12 protein-coding genes are annotated in these 14603 nt (G+C 71.7%); 2 read left to right on the forward strand and 10 right to left on the reverse strand.

From position 1 onward, the window contains the following. Positions 1–9: 9 nt before the first annotated feature. The 7 genes from IEY55_RS17310 to IEY55_RS17340 form a co-directional block, all read right to left on the reverse strand. A complete protein-coding gene (locus IEY55_RS17310; protein ID WP_229686474.1) occupies positions 10–984 on the reverse strand; it encodes a phytoene/squalene synthase family protein in 975 nt (324 codons plus the stop codon). Then, on the reverse strand, positions 954–2432 hold the full coding sequence (mptB, locus tag IEY55_RS17315; protein WP_229686475.1) for a polyprenol phosphomannose-dependent alpha 1,6 mannosyltransferase MptB: 1479 nt from the start codon (positions 2430–2432) through the stop codon (positions 954–956). The genes IEY55_RS17310 and mptB overlap by 31 nt, the downstream gene beginning before the upstream one ends. 354 nt (positions 2433–2786) lie before the next feature. After that, entirely contained in the window at positions 2787–3227 is a 441-nt protein-coding gene (locus IEY55_RS17320) for a CBS domain-containing protein (protein ID WP_373290024.1), read from the reverse strand. Positions 3228–3700: 473 nt separating this feature from the next. After that, positions 3701–4537 (reverse strand): polysaccharide deacetylase family protein, encoded by an 837-nt coding sequence (locus tag IEY55_RS17325; RefSeq protein WP_189059092.1) that lies wholly within the window; start codon positions 4535–4537, stop codon positions 3701–3703. A gap of 259 nt (positions 4538–4796) precedes the next feature. Next, entirely contained in the window at positions 4797–5963 is a 1167-nt protein-coding gene (locus IEY55_RS17330; RefSeq protein ID WP_189059095.1) for a L,D-transpeptidase, read from the reverse strand. A gap of 233 nt (positions 5964–6196) precedes the next feature. Next, the gene (gene crtI / locus IEY55_RS17335) at positions 6197–7669 is read right to left on the reverse strand and encodes a phytoene desaturase family protein (protein ID WP_189059097.1); all 1473 of its coding nucleotides are present in this window, start codon (positions 7667–7669) and stop codon (positions 6197–6199) included. Next, a complete protein-coding gene (locus tag IEY55_RS17340; protein ID WP_189059099.1) occupies positions 7666–8787 on the reverse strand; it encodes a polyprenyl synthetase family protein in 1122 nt (373 codons plus the stop codon). The genes crtI and IEY55_RS17340 overlap by 4 nt, the downstream gene beginning before the upstream one ends. Positions 8788–8906: 119 nt before the next feature. Here IEY55_RS17340 and metF point away from each other — a divergent pair, with 119 nt between their 5' ends. After that, positions 8907–9800: a methylenetetrahydrofolate reductase [NAD(P)H] gene (gene metF / locus IEY55_RS17345; RefSeq protein WP_189059101.1), complete on the forward strand. Its 894-nt coding sequence runs from the start codon at positions 8907–8909 to the stop codon at positions 9798–9800. 117 nt (positions 9801–9917) lie between these two features. On the opposite strand, the gene IEY55_RS17350 is transcribed toward metF, so the two are convergent. From IEY55_RS17350 to IEY55_RS17360, 3 genes are all read right to left on the reverse strand, one after another. After that, positions 9918–10646 (reverse strand): DUF6218 family protein, encoded by a 729-nt coding sequence (locus tag IEY55_RS17350; protein WP_189059103.1) that lies wholly within the window; start codon positions 10644–10646, stop codon positions 9918–9920. A 45-nt stretch (positions 10647–10691) separates the two neighbouring features. Next, complete coding sequence (locus tag IEY55_RS17355) at positions 10692–11969, reverse strand: exonuclease domain-containing protein (protein WP_189059105.1); 1278 nt, start codon at positions 11967–11969, stop codon at positions 10692–10694. A 107-nt stretch (positions 11970–12076) separates the two neighbouring features. Next, positions 12077–12769: a DUF3153 domain-containing protein gene (locus tag IEY55_RS17360; RefSeq protein ID WP_189059107.1), complete on the reverse strand. Its 693-nt coding sequence runs from the start codon at positions 12767–12769 to the stop codon at positions 12077–12079. Between the two features lie 135 nt (positions 12770–12904). On the opposite strand from IEY55_RS17360, the gene IEY55_RS17365 reads away from it, so the two are divergent. Further along, a complete protein-coding gene (locus tag IEY55_RS17365; protein ID WP_189059109.1) occupies positions 12905–14587 on the forward strand; it encodes a DUF885 domain-containing protein in 1683 nt (560 codons plus the stop codon). Positions 14588–14603 lie beyond the last annotated feature (16 nt).

Raw genomic sequence — 14603 nt, forward strand, 5'->3', positions numbered from 1 at the left:
ACACGTCCTTCAGCGGCGTGTCACGCGGGCCAGCACCGCGCGCCCGTACGCGGGCAGCGCGACCGCCAACCGCCGTCGGATCGGCACCGCCACCCGCCGGCCGAGCACGTCGTAGTCCGCGGCGGCGATCTCGTCGAGGATCCCGCCGTAGAGGGTCAGGGCGGTGCGCACGCACGGCCGCGACTCCGGGGCCAGCATCGGTATCCCGGCCGCCGCCCGCCGGTACACCGCGCGCGTCCGCGCCACCGCGTAGGCGAGCAGCCGCCGCACCCGGGGCTCCACCCGACCGGCGCGGCGGCAGTGCAGCAGCAGCTCGCGGTCCACCCCGAACGCGGCCAGCTCCGCCGTCGGCAGGTAGATCCGGCCCCGGTCCAGGTCCTCACCGACGTCGCGCAGGAAGTTCGTCAGCTGGAACGCGGTGCCCAGGGCGGCCGCGTGCGGCTCGGCCTCGGCCCGGGAGGTCACCGTGCCGAACACCGGGAGCAGCTGCAGCCCGATGACGTCGGCCGACCCGTGCATGTACTCGGCCAGCTCGCCCCAGGTCGCGTACTCGGTGCGGGTCAGATCCATCCGCATCGAGTGCAGGAAGTCGGAGTACAGCTCGGGGTCGATGGAGTAGCGGCGGGTGGTGTCCACCAGCGCGGCGAGCACCGGGTGTGTGCTGCCACCGCTGGCCAGCCCCTCCTTGAGCTGTGTCGCCAGCCCGTCCAGCGCGGCCTGTCGGTCCGCCGGGCACCGGCCGTCGCCCAGGTCGTCGACGATTTCGTCCGCCCACCGGGCGAAGCCGTACAGCGCGTGCACCGCCGGCCGCCGTGCGGGCGTCAGCAGGCGGGTGGCCAGGAAGAACGTGCGGCCGTGCCGGGCATTCAGCTCGCGGCAGCGGGCGTAGGCCGCCCGGATCCGCGGGTCGGTGACACCGGCCGCGTCCAGCTCCAGGCGGCTCACCGTGCCGATCACGGTGCCGACCTGCTCCGGGTCGCCCACCCGTCGGAGAGCCGCAGCGGGTCGGGCCGGACCAGCGAGACCGCCGCGAGCCCGGCGCACACGGTCGCCCCGGCCAGGTAGCCCCACGAGTTCAGCGCGGTGTCCCCGCTCGGGAACGTCACCAGTAGCAGCCACACCGAGGCGGCCACCGCCGGCACGAGCGCGGGCAGCCGCCACGCCAGGCCGGCGGCCAGCACCAGCGGCCAGCTGAAGTACCAGGGCAGCGTCGCCGGGGCCAGGGTGGCCACGGCGAGCAGCACCAGGGCGCACCGGCGCACCGCCCCCGGCCCCCCGTCCCGGGACCGCCACCACTGCCGCACCGCGACCACCGCGAGCAGCAGCGAGCCGAGCAGCCGGCCGACCGTGACGAACGGCCCGTTGGATACGTCGAAGACCAGGCTGACCAGCCAGTGGATGAGCATGCCCGCCCCGGTGGGCAGCGACAGCCAGTTGACGATCGTGGAGGACGTCTGCAGGCCGGCCACCCAGCCCAGGTCGACCCCGGCGACCACGGTGGTCATGGCGAACACGCCGACGAACACGGCCACCCCGGCGGCGCCGGCCCGAAGGAACCGGCGGCCCGGGGAACCGGACAGCCGGGCCGCCCACACCCACACCAGGAACGGCAGCGCCACCGCGGCCGTGGCCTTGACCGCGGCGGCCAGGGTGACCACCGCGAACCCGGCCGCGTGCCGGCGCTCGAGCGCCAGCAGCACCCCGGCGGCCATCAGGCCGACCATCAGCAGGTCGTTGTGCGCGCCGCCGACCAGGTGCACCAGGATCAGCGGGTTCGCCACGGCCAGCCACAGCGCGGTGGAGGCGCGCCCGCCCAGGTGGCGGGCCAGCCCCGGCACCGCCCAGCACGCCAACCCCAGGCCGACGAGCATCACCAGCCGCATCGCGATCACCCCGGTGACCGGGTTCTCCCCGGTCACCGCGACCACTCCCTTGGCGGCCAGCACGAACAACGGTCCGTAGGGGGCGACGGTGTTCTGCCACACCCAACTGACGTTGTCGGTGAGGGTGCCGGGCAGCGCGGCCGGTCCGACCTGGTAGGGGTCCAGGCCGTTCAACGCGAGGTTGCCCTGGGCCAGGTAGCTGTAGACATCGCGGCTGAACAGCGGGGGAGCCAACACCAGGGGCGCGACCCACGCGCCGATGACGGCCAGCACGCCGCGGGCGCCGACCTGCCGCGCGTGCACCTCCCGGCCCAGCCGCACCCACGCCCACACCGCCAGTGCCAGCCCGATGTAGAGCACCGCCGTCGCCAGGTCCCGGCCGTGGCCGAACCGGACCCAGGTGAGCGCGGTGTCGGCGATCAGCGGGTCGCGGACGAGCGTGCCGCCCGCACCGACCCCGCCCAGGGCGAGCAGGGCGTAGCCGAGCAGGCCGAGGACCAGCGTGCGTATCGGCACCGTCGAGCCGGCATCGGTCCCGGTGGGGGGCACCGATCGGGCTGCACCGTTTCTCGTCGCTACCGGTTCGCCCCGACCGTGCTCGGATGTCCGGAGCGCGGACTCCGGGCTCGGGGTGTTCCGGGTAGACGCGTTGGGCACCGGGTCACGGTCGGTGCCAGGGTGAGGCAGGGACGGGATCGCGGGCATCGCGTCGAACATGCTCCCACAGGCGTCGGAACACCCGGCACGCAAGTGCCGGGTGCGCGGGCGTTTGTCACGCGGACGGCAGGCGGACAGCAAGCGGTGCACGCGGATAGTAGAGGCGACGGCGCCCTCCCACCGGGGCAGGCCGGGAGAGCGCCGTCGATCGGTTGGCTTGTCGCTGGGCTGGCTTCGGTCGACCGGTCAGTGCGGAGTGAACACCCTGCCCACGAACTCGGCGATCTGCTCGTCGGAGAGGTTCCTGGCGAGGTCCGCCTCGCTGATGATGCCGACCAGCCGCTTGCCGGCCTTGGTGTCGATCACCGGCAGCCGCTTGATCTGGTGCTCCTCCATCAGGGCGAGCACCTCGCGCACGTCGGCGTCGGCATCGACCCACCGTGGCGTCCCCTGGGCGAGGTCGGCGGCCCTGACCTTGGACGGGTCACGTCCTTCGGCGACACACCGCACCACGATGTCACGGTCGGTGATCATGCCCGCCAGCCGGTCGTTGTCACAGATCGGCAGCGCGCCGACGTCCAGCTTGCGCATCTGTTGCGCGGCGCGGTCCAGCGTCTCGTGCGCGGGAATGCACTGGGCGTTCCGGTGCATGATGTCGCGGGCTTTGAGGCTCTGGCGTGTTGTCACGGGATACCTCCTCTCGGCCGGGTGGCCGATCAGGCGGTCCACGGCGGCACGCCCCGCCGTGGGACAGCCGCAGACCAGCATGCGCCGGGCCCTCCGGCCGGGCCAGCGGAGCCGTCACCCACATGGCGGCGCGTGCGGCCCGACCGGCCAGCAGGCCCGGTGGCGCGACCGGTGGGAACCTGTCGCCGGTTTCCGTGCGTGTGTCCGTGCGGTGCGGAGGCGAGCGTCGGTCGAGCGGAGCCGGCTGTACACCGGGTCCGGCGCGAGAAATCGGGCACGGCCCTGGCCGCTCGGACGGCGCTGGTCGCCGGAGAGCCCACCGTCCTGCCCTCGGGGTTCCTCACGGTCTGGTGTGCACTGTCGGGTGGCGACCGGGGCCGGAACGACGCGCGATCCTGCCCCGGTGGCCGGATCCGGGACGGTCTCCCGCACCCCATCCGTGCTCGACCCGCCCCCCTCGGTCCTCGGCGTCGCTAGGCCACCTCCGACAGGCGCACCAGACGGAACGGGAGCCGCCTGGCCAGCGCCGCCGCGATGCCCTCGGCGGTCCCACCGCCCGGCTTGTCCAGGCGGGCCAGCACGATCGTGCCCGGTTGGGCTCCGCGCAGGGTCCGCTCGATCGCGCTGGCGCTCGCGGTCCCGCCCTGGTCGAGATCCATGCCGAAGCTCACCGGCCTCTCCCCGAGGTCGGCAACGATCTTCGCGGCGACGTCGTCGTAGTGGCCGGTGGCGCAGCGGAAGAACTCCGGCTTCTTGCCCACCACCGTGTTGATCTTCTCGTGCGTGCCGGCGACCTCGTCGATCACCTCGGCCACGCTGCGGGTGCCGGGCAGCCCGTTCGCGCCCTGCCCGTTGACCGACAGCGGGCGGTTGGTGCGCCCGCGGTTGCCGATCTCGAAGTAGGGGCTCTTGGTCATCTCGGCGACCACGTCCTGGTGTTTGTTGATCCACTTGGCGTCGAGGAACACCGTGGCCGGGACCTGGTGTCGCCGCAGCACTTCGAGGAGCTTCTGGTCGACGCCCCCGCCGTCGGCGCCGGAGGCGTCGAAGGTGAGTGCGACGACGTTCTCGCCGGTCTCCAGCCGGGACAGCACGCCCTCCGCGTACGGGCCGAACGCCCTGGGCTTGTCGATCCCGTACCGGGCGATCAGGTCGTCACGCAACGACCGGTAGGGCCCGGGCCCGTCGTCGGTGGCGGAGTTGGTCGCGCCGACCGGTGCGGTGGCGCGACCCGCGCAACCGGCGACGACCGAGCCGAGGGCGAGGGCGAGCAGGACGCGGCGTCTCAATGTCCGCGCGGTTCTTGCCACGCGATCAGACCTCCCACGGTCGGGCGGAAATGTGCCCCGACACGGTACGGACGTCGAGCCCTTCGCAGGGTCACGACTACGCAACGCCGGCATATGTCACCCGGCCTGACGAGCGAATACAACAAATGTATTGCGCTGATCAACTAATGTGTGGGGCGGCGATCGCTCACGATCTCCACTCACTGAGGGAAATTGACAAAAAGCGAGGGGACACGGTCACCGTGTCCCCTCGCTGGGTTTCCCGTGCGGTGGTGTCGGTTCAGCCGGCGAGCGCCGACTTCGCCGTCCATTTCTCCCACGGGATCGCCCAGATGTCGTTCCCGTCGGTGGGCAGGTCGATCGGCGCCCCCTCCATCTCGATGGGGTCACCGACCAGCGCGGTGTCGAAGTACTTCTTGGCGTTGGCCGGCGAGAGGTTGACGCAGCCGTGCGAGACGTTCTGGCTGCCCTGCGCCCAGATCGACGGGGCATAGCCGTGGATGAACTCGCCGTTGTTGGACATCCGCACCGCCCACGGCACGACCACGTCGCGGTAGTTGTACCGCTCGTTGGTCATGGAGAAGCTGGTGTGCTTGGCCATCGCCCAGTACCGGCCGTTGCGGGTCACCCGCCCCGGGTCGGTCTGCAGGCCGAAGCTCGCCGGGAAGTCGTCGACCTGCTGGCCGTCGCGGATCACCACCACCCGGTGGGTCGCGGTGTTGCCCTTCACGATCTGCTCGCGGCCGATGGTGAACCCGCTGGTCAGGTCCTCGGCCCCGTAGGCACCCCCGCCCAGGTTCACGCCGTACAGGTCGTAGTTGACGTTCACCTGGGTGCCCGGCTTCCAGTAGTCCTTCGGCCGCCACACCAGGTATTGCGAGTCCAGCCAGCCCCAGGCGCCCTCGGTGGGCACCGAGGTCTGCACCTTCATCGCCCGCTCGGCCGCGGCCCGGTCCTGCACCGGTGCCGAGAACTGGACGGTGATCGGCATCGCGACGCCGTACTCCTGGTTGTCGGCGACGTTCACGCTGGCGGTGATGGTCCGCGAGGGCTGCACCATCGTGAACGAGCCGGAGATCGGCACTTCCTTGCCGTCGGCGCCGACGGCGCTGCCGGCCCAGGTGTAGGTCCGGCCGTAGCCGAGCTTCGTGCCCGCCACCCAGCTCCGTTTGTCGTCGGCAAGGGTCCCCTCGATGGCCTTGCCGTCGTCATTGGTGAGGGTGAGGTCCCTGATCGTCCCGTCGCTGACCGTCACCTTGGCCGGGGTGTTCGGCGACACCCCGGTCGCGCCGGCACCCGGCTCGAGCGCGACCTTGGCCGGCGGGATGGTCGGTGCCGGCTGCCCCCTCGCCCCCGTGCCCGACTCCCCGCAGGCGGCCAGCGTGAGCGCCAGAGCGGCGACCACGGCGATCAGAACACCGTGTCGCAGGCGGCGGCGTACCCCCATCTGGTTCCCCTTCGAATATGTGGCCCTCGCTCACCAGGGACGCCTGAGTCGCCGCCGACGTTGGACCAACGTGATGTGATGTAAGTCACATCTGCTGTTCGGGATTGCGTGGCGGGTGGACGGCGGGCGCATGGTGATCCCGGGACACATCTAACAGGTCAGCCGGTCAGATTTTCACCAGATGCCGGCATTGTTGGCACGTCGTAACGTTGGCTACCGAATGGATGAGTCCATTAGTGGGAACCGATTACCCGCTGTGCTGCAAGCCGACCGGAGACCACCGTTGTGGGGACACCGACGCCGGGCGTGGTGCCGCAGCCGGCGAGAACCGCGTTCGCCACACCACGCACCAGGTTGCGGGGCCGGAACGGGCCGGTCTGGGTGAACGTGTGCGCCACGCTGAACGGGGTCCCCGCGCCGTGCCCGGCCGCCGCCCAGTCCAGCGGCGTGACGTGGTGCAACAGCTCGCCCCCGGCGCCGGGAAGGCCGCGCTCGACCAGGATCTGCCGCACGTCCTCCGCATAGGCCGGGCCCACCGAGTCCCAGGCGATCCGCCGCCCCACCGCCAGGTTGGGACACGGCGCGAGCACGTAGTGCAGGTGTTGCCCCTCCGGGGCCAGTGCGGGATCGGTGACGGTCGGCGTGGTAACGAGCAGTGACGGGTCGGTCATCAGCTTCCCGTCACGGATGATCTCGGTGAAGGTACGTCGCCACGCCTGTCCGAAGGAGATCGTGTGCTGGGCGGGCGTCGTGGCGGACCGGGGCGTGGTCAGGTGGAGCACGACCGCCGACGGCGACCAGCGCAGCGGCAGTGGGCGGCGTGGGGCACGGCCGAGAAGCCGGTAGGCGACCGGGAGATCGGGGGTCAGGATCACGGCGTCGCACGGGATGCGTTCGCCGTTCGCCGTGCGTACCGCGACGATTCGCCCCCCGGCTTGCTCGAGGCGGGTGACTTCGGTGCCATAACGGAACTCTGCGCCGGCCCCACCCGCCGCTTCCGCCATGACCTCGGGGACACGGCGCATCCCGCCGCGAGGCGTGTAAACCCCGGCGATGGTGTCCATGTAGGCGATGACCGCGTACACGGCCAGCGCCCGCTGCGGGGGAAGCCCGGCGTAGAGGGACTGGAAGGAGAACACGCGCTGGAGCCGCTCGTCGTGGAGGAACCGGCCGATCGCGTTGTCCAGCCGCCGGAACGCACCCATCGCGACCAGCCGGGCCAGCGCCGGCCGGAGGAGTTCCAGCGGTGAGTCGAAGTTGGCCGCGATGAACCGGTCGAACTCCACCCGGTACAGCTCGCACAGCCAGTCCCGCAGCCGGCGGTAGCCCGCGGTCTGGTGGGCGCCGGCGAACCGGTGGACTTCCGCCTCCATCGTGGCCGAATCGCTGTGTACGTCCAGCGTGCTGCCGTCGGCGAACAGCGCGCGGTAGGCGGGGGCGAGCCGGGTCAGGCCGAGCGGGGCGAGGGAGCCCCCGACCGCGGCGAGGGCCTCCTCCAGCAGGTCGGGCATGGTGAGCACGGTCGGCCCGGTGTCGATCCGGAAACCGTCGATGTCGAGCCGGCCCACCCGGCCCCCGGGATGCGGGTCGCGCTCCAGCACGGTGACCCGCCGGCCCGCGCCGAGCAGGTGCAACGTCGCCGACAGGCCGGACAGGCCGGCACCGACCACGACGACGTGGTCGGTGGGACCGGGTAGCCTCTTCACCGCTCGCGTCGGGTCGCGGCGATCGCCAGCTCGCCGAGCCGCTGCGCGGCCGGCGCGGCGACGGGGGCCGCCGCCAGCGTCGCCTGGGCCGACTCGGTGAGCGTCGCGATCCGCCGCTCCACCGCGTCCACCGCGCCCAGCTCGACCAGCAGCTCGCGCACCTCGGCGACGCGCTCCCCGGTCAGCTCGGGATCGCCGACCGACTCCCGCAGCAGGGTGGCGGCCGCAGCCCGGCCGGCGGCCTCGGCCCGCTCCAGGCCCAGCGCGACCAGCAGGGTCCGCTTGCCCTCCCGCAGGTCGTCCCCGGCCGGCTTGCCGGTCACGTCAGGGTCGCCGAACACGCCCAGCAGGTCGTCCCGCAGCTGGAAGGCGATCCCCAGGTCCGCGCCGAACCGGCGGAAGGCGGCCACCAGCTCCGGCGGCGCACCGGCCAGCGCCGCGCCCAGGTGCAGCGGGCGCTCGACGGTGTAGGCGGCCGTCTTCAGCCGCGGCACGCGCAATGCCGCCTCGGTGGACTCGTCGCCGCGTGCCTGGGTGAGCACGTCCAGGTACTGGCCGCCCAGTACCTCGGTGCGCATCGCCTGCCACGGGTCCTTGGCCCGGCGCAGCGCCGCGGACTCCAGGCCGGCGTCGACGAGCATGTCGTCCGCCCAGGCGAGCGCGAGGTCACCGAGCAGCACCGCCGCGGCCAGCCCGAACCGCTCGGGCGCGCCGCGCAGGCCGGCCGACCGGTGCCGTTGCGCGAAGGCCACGTGGATGGTGGGCGCGCCGCGGCGACGGGCGGAGTCGTCCATCAGGTCGTCGTGCACCAGGGCACATGCCTGGAGCAGTTCCAGGGCGCTCACCGCGCGCAACACCGCCGGAGCCTGGCGGCCGTCCGGGGCCCCGCCCGCACCCCGCCAGCCCCACCACGCGAACGTGGGACGGATCCGCTTGCCGCCGCCCAGCACGAAATCGGACAGAGCGTCCACCGCCGCGGTGAAGTCGCCGTCGATCTCCTCGGCCTGCCTGCGGCGCCCGGCGAGGTAGCTGGCCAGCTCCCGCTCCACGTGACCGGGAAGGTCGGCGTCGACCGGGACGCCGGTCGCGGTGGGTGTGCGGTCCGTCGACTGTGGCACGCCCCTAATCCTGGCCGGTGCCGGCCCGGCCGGTGCGACCGGGTCGCGGAACCCTTGACGTTGCTCTCATCTATTGAGAACACTGTTCCGCTTCCCGGGCGAACAGTAACCTCGCGCACATGACGGCGATCGTGGACCGAGTTCGGTGTGGCCGGCCCGTGTTCTCGGTGGAGTTCCTGCCGCCGCGGGATGCCGACGGCGAGCGCCAGCTCTGGCGCGCCGTGCGCGAGCTGGAGCCGCTGGACCCCGCCTTCGTGTCCGTCACCTACGGTGCGGGCGGCTCGCGCCGGGACCGCACCATCCGCGTCACCGGGCGCATCAACCAGGAGACCACCCTGGTGCCCGTCGCCCACCTCACCGCCGTCAACCATTCGATCGCCGAACTGCGCAACATCATCGGCTGGTACGCGGCCGTGGGCGTGCACAACGTGCTCGCGCTCCGCGGCGACCCGCCCGGTGACCCGATGGGGGAGTGGGTTCGGCATCCGCAGGGCGTGACCTACGCCGAGGAACTCGTGCGGCTGGTGCGGGAACTGGGCGACTTCTGTGTCGGTGTCGCCGCCTTCCCCTACGGCCATCCCCGATCCATCGACCTCGACGAGGACACCCGTTTCCTGGTGCGCAAGTTGCGTGCCGGCGCGCATTACGCCGTCTCGCAGCTCTTCTTCGACGTCGAGGACTTCCTGCGGCTGCGGGACAGGCTGGTCGAGCACGGCGTGGATGTCGAGCAGGTGCCGCTGTTGCCCGGCATGATGCCGATCACCTCGCTGAAGGGCGTGCAGCGGATGGCGCACCTCGCGGGTGCGCCGGTGCCCGCCACGGTGACCGAACGCATCGAGCGGTACGCCGACGACCCGGCCGCCCTGCGCGCGGAGGGCGTGGACATCGCGACCGAGATGGGACGCCGGCTCCTCGACGAGGGTGTCAACGCGCTGCACTTCTACACCCTCAACCGCTCCACGGCGACGCGCGAGGTCGTGGCCCGGCTGTCCTTAGTGCCCAGTCGGGCCTGACCGACACGCGTTCCGACCGCTGCATCCAGGGTGTCCACTTCGGACGCTCTGAATCCCTGTACTGGGCAGTTCGAATCATGCCCGGCCCGTGGGTGTGGGACGGTGCGCGACCCTGGCTCAGGTGCGTTGTCGGGAGGTGCGGTGGGTCCGGGTGGCTGCCGCGAGGTAGGTGTCGGCGAGGAGCTTCTCCCAGCCGGCTGGAAGTACGTGTGGCTCGCCCAGGGACTGGCGAAGGTAGTCCCGGCGTGCGATCGCGGTGGCCGTGTCCTGCCACGCCTGCACGCACCAGGTGAGCAGGTGGCAGGTGGTGAGCACGTCGGTGGCGGCCGGGCATGCGGCATGCGGTCGCACCAGGCCGACGGACCTGCGGAACTCCTCCGCCGAGTGGGGAAGTGGATCCGGTAGGACGAAGTTCCACTCCAGTGGAGTGATGTTCTTCTTCTGCTGACGTTCTTCGGCGACGCGCTTGTCGCAAACTTCACGGACCTCGGCGACCTGCCGCAACGCGTCACGCAGGGAGAGTTCGGCGGGGTCGAGGTGCCTGGCCGGAACGGTCTCGGCAAGCCGTCGCAGGATTTCCACGGCCGGCTCCGGATCCCAGGCCACGACAAGACGCCCGAAGGCGGCATCCAGCAGCTCGCCGGCGGTGCCGGCGTCGTCGAACGCCTTCTCCACCGGCTTCACCCATGCACCGGTGTTCAGCCCGTCCGGGCTCATCTGCCAGACGGCGAGCGCGTCCCGGCCGTCGTGACCGGCGCCGCGGCCGAGGACGACGTGACCGAGCATGGTTCGGCCGTCGGCGGCAACGGTCGCGAGCGGCCGCGACGTCTGTAGATCCGCAGTCATCCGTACTCCAATCGGCGCAGACCCCAGTTGCCGGGGGAGAGGACGTCAAGGCAGCACTCCCGAGTCGACCCCGCGTTGTCTGGACCGTGGGGTGGTACCCGCACCTGGTGGTGCTTCACTCATCTCCATGAGGAGGCGGGTGAATGCTTCTTCGGTGATGATCGGGATGCCGTAGGCTCGGGCCTTCTGTGCCTTGCTGGACAGGGAATCCGGGTCGGCGGCCACGACCAGGCGGGTCTTCCGGCTCACGTTCGGCGGGGTCACGGCGAGCCCGGCCGCCGCCGCTCGCTGCTCCCACCATTCCCGGGGTTCCTCGGTTTCGCCGGTGAAGACCACACGGTCGCCGGGGGAGAGTCGGAACGAATCCCGACGAGGAGCGGTGCGAAGAGCGGGACCGGACGCGGTGCGCAGGATGTCCACAGTGGATGGTGGGAGCCCTAGCAGATCGGCCACGAGCCGCAGGTCGCGTTGTCCCTCCTCGCCACCCCGGCCGGTGGCGGTGAGCGACGCGAGGTAGGTGCGGTGCAACTCCAGTGCCGCAGCGGATCCGATGCCGAGTGAGTGCGCGAGCTCGACCAGGCTGTCCTGCTCGCTGAGCGAGAGATACCGGTCGAGTAGGGCGTTGTCGAGGGCTTGGAGGTAGGTCTCGGAGGCTTCCTGGCTGGGCCGGCGGGTGGTTCGGTCGTCCAGGCGGCTCAGGAAGTGCGCTGTTTGGTCTCCCTCCCCTCGTCGCAGGGTTGGGGGATCCTCGTCACCGAGGTGGGGCCAGACCTTGGTGCCGGCCGAGAAAAGGAGGTCCTGCCATGGCTCGGGCCGGCCCGCCAGCCGCAGGTAGTAGCCGAACAGGTGGGCCGCGGCCCGAGCGTCGTGCAGTGCCGAGTGTGCGACATCGATCCGAATTCCGGCAATCGTGCAGCAAGCGGACAAGGACCGCGCTGCGCCACCGAGGAAGTCCTCGGCGAGCCGCATCGTGCACAGCCCGTCGACGCCGTCGATCGGGACCGGGATCCCGAGACGTGCGAATTCCGTCCGAAGGAACGTGGCATCGAAGGACAGCTTGTGGGCCACCAGGACCCGGTTGCGTAACCGGGCGACGATGCCCCCGGCCACTCGGTCGAACGTGGGTGCGCCGCGTACGTCGGCCGCGTTGATGCGGTGCACGCTGCGGGGTCCGAGGTCGCGCAGCGGATTGACGAGCGTGCACCACTCCTCGGTCACGGTGCCGTTCCGGTCGAGGTGCACGATGGCCACCTCGATCACGCGGTCGTGCAAACCCGGCCGCACGCCGGTCGTCTCCAGGTCGACCACCGCGTAGCCGTCCATGGGTCACTCCCGGTCCGCGCCGTCACGCTCGGTGCGTGATCGACACTACCGGCACGAGATCAGTTCGTGACGCCCGGGCCCCCGCGCGGAGCAGCCGGCCGAACCCGTCAGGCGCCTTCGGCTTTCTCTCGGGCTTCTTCGGCGCGATGCTGGCGGTGGGCGTGGATGGCGAGGAGGGCAACGACGAGGGCGGCGAGGCTACAGGCGACACCGACGAGGACGGCCCAGCCGATCCAGGAGGCCGCCATTCCGGCGTAGGGCGCGGTCACGACGAACTCGGTGACCTCGCCGGCCGCGGGCCGCCAGCTGACCGTGCCGGCCCGCTCGTCCCCGTTGCTGTGCGCGATCTCCCCGGGGAAACTCACCCTGATCCGGACATCGGTGCGATCCGGCGGGAGCTTGGTCAGGTCGACCGACCCCGTCAACGTCACCAGATCACCGGAACGGCGCAGGGACAGGTCGTAGCGGCTGGGCAACTCGGTCGTCCGGTCGGCCAGCAGCCGCAGCTCGTCGAAGCTCAGCCCCTCGAAGGACAGCCGCGACCCGTGGTAGCCGTCCGCCTCGTGGGGCTGGACCCGCACCCGGCGCTCCATCCCCGGCGGCACCCGCAGCTGGGGCCCGGGGTCGCCGTCCCGGCTCGGCAGCGCGCCCACCACGATCTCCCCGGACACCCGGTCGTCCTCGGAGACCGCCATCGTGGCCCGCACGCGCACGCAGCCGCCGGCCAGCACCCCGATCACCAGCAGCAGCGGCAGCACCATCGCCGCGGACCGCATTCGCCGCTGGACCCCAGATAGCACCAAGTCATCGTGCCAGCCGGGATGAGGGCAGGTCGACGAATCCACCCGGTGCACCGTTCGGCGGAGGCGTGGTGCGCCCGTGACGCTCCACCAACCCGCTGGGAACCGGTCCGGCCAGGATGTAGCGTCCCCGCCATGGCATCCGGTGTGCACGAGATCAGTGACCGGTACGTCGCCGACTACGCGGCGCTCGACCCGATCACCGCGACCGCCCTGGGCATCGAGGGCCACGACGAGAAGCTGACCGACTTCTCGCCGGACGGCCACCGCGCCCGCGCCGAGCTGGACCGCGCCGCCCTCGCCGAGATCGCGGCCGCCACTCCGGCCGACGCCGGCGAGGAGGCCGCCAAGGCCGTCTTCACCGAGCGGGTGGGCCTGCGCCAGGAGATCCACGAGGCCGACCTCGACGAACGCGACCTCAACGTCATCGCCAGCCCGGTACAGGAACTGCGGCAGATCTTCGACCTGATGCCGACCGACACCGCCGAGCAGTGGGCGGTCCTCGCCCGCCGGCTGATGGCCATGCCGGACGCGGTGGCCGGGCTGCGGGCCTCGCTCGCGCACGCCGCCGACCGGGGCAGCGTGGCCGCCCTCCGCCAGGTCACCCGGGTGGCCGAACAGTGCGAGACCTGGGCGGGCCTGCGCGGCGGCCGGTCGTTCTTCGCCAACCTGGTCGCCGGCGCCGACGACCTGCCCGGGGTGGACCGCACGCTGCGCACCCAGCTGCAGGCCGGCGCCAAGGCGGCCGCCGAGGCGTACGCCGACCTGGCCCGGTTCCTGCGCGAGGACCTCGCCCCGAAGGCGCCGACCAAGGACGCGGTGGGCGAGGAGACCTACCGCCTGTGGTCGCGGTACTTCACCGGCGCCAAGCTCGACCTCGCCGAGGCGTACGAGTGGGGTTGGGCGGAGTTCTCCCGCATCGAGACCGAGATGCGCAAGGTTGCCGAGCGGATCAAGCCGGGTGCGACGCTGGCCGAGGCCGCGGCCGCGCTGGACGCCAACCCCCGGTACAAGGTGCACGGGCAGGACGGCTTCGCCGCCTGGATGCAGCAGCTGTCCGACAAGGCGCTGGCCGAGCTGCGCGGCGTGCACTTCGAGATTCCCGACGAGCTGATGCGGCTGGAGTGCCGGATCGCGCCGCCGGGTGGTGGTGTCGGCGCCTACTACACCGGCCCGACCGACGACTTCTCCCGCCCCGGCCGGATGTGGTGGTCCGTGCCCGCGGACAAGGAGGAGTTCTCCACCTGGCGCGAGGTCACCACGGTCTACCACGAGGGCGTGCCCGGCCATCACCTGCAGGTCGCGACCGCCGTGCACCAGCAGGCGCGGCTCAACCGGTTCCAGCGGCTGATGTGCTGGGTGTCCGGCTACGGCGAGGGCTGGGCGCTCTACGCCGAGCGGCTCATGCGCGAGCTGGGCTACCTCGACGACGACGGTGACCTGCTCGGCATGCTCGACGCGCACCTGTTCCGTGCGGCCCGCGTGGTGGTGGACATCGGCATGCATCTGGAGCTGCCAATCCCGGCCGGCACCGGTTTCCACGAGGGCGAGCGGTGGACGCCGGAACTGGGCTTGGAGTTCATGCTCACCCGCACGATCACCGATCCGGCGCACGTGCGCGACGAGATCGACCGCTACCTGGGCTGGCCGGGCCAGGCCCCCTCCTACAAGCTCGGTGAGCGGCTGTGGCTGGCCGCCCGGGAGGACGCGCGGCGTCGGCACGGCGGTGCCTTCGATGTGAAGCTGTTCCACAAGCAGGCGCTCGAGATGGGCGCGATGGGCCTGGACACGCTCCGGGAGCGGCTCGCAGCGCTGTAACAGCACAACCGGTGGT

Origin of the sequence: Longimycelium tulufanense, from assembly GCF_014645795.1 — a bacterium.
Classification (GTDB): Bacteria; Actinomycetota; Actinomycetes; order Mycobacteriales; family Pseudonocardiaceae; genus Longimycelium; species Longimycelium tulufanense.

Coding starts and splice junctions, on each gene's coding strand:
- IEY55_RS17330 (WP_189059095.1), bottom strand. CDS start 5,963: ATGGGGGTACGCCGCCGCCTGCGACACGGTGTTCTGATCGCCGTGGTC.
- metF (WP_189059101.1), top strand. CDS start 8,907: ATGACGGCGATCGTGGACCGAGTTCGGTGTGGCCGGCCCGTGTTCTCG.
- IEY55_RS17350 (WP_189059103.1), bottom strand. CDS start 10,646: ATGACTGCGGATCTACAGACGTCGCGGCCGCTCGCGACCGTTGCCGCC.
- IEY55_RS17355 (WP_189059105.1), bottom strand. CDS start 11,969: ATGGACGGCTACGCGGTGGTCGACCTGGAGACGACCGGCGTGCGGCCG.
- IEY55_RS17365 (WP_189059109.1), top strand. CDS start 12,905: ATGGCATCCGGTGTGCACGAGATCAGTGACCGGTACGTCGCCGACTAC.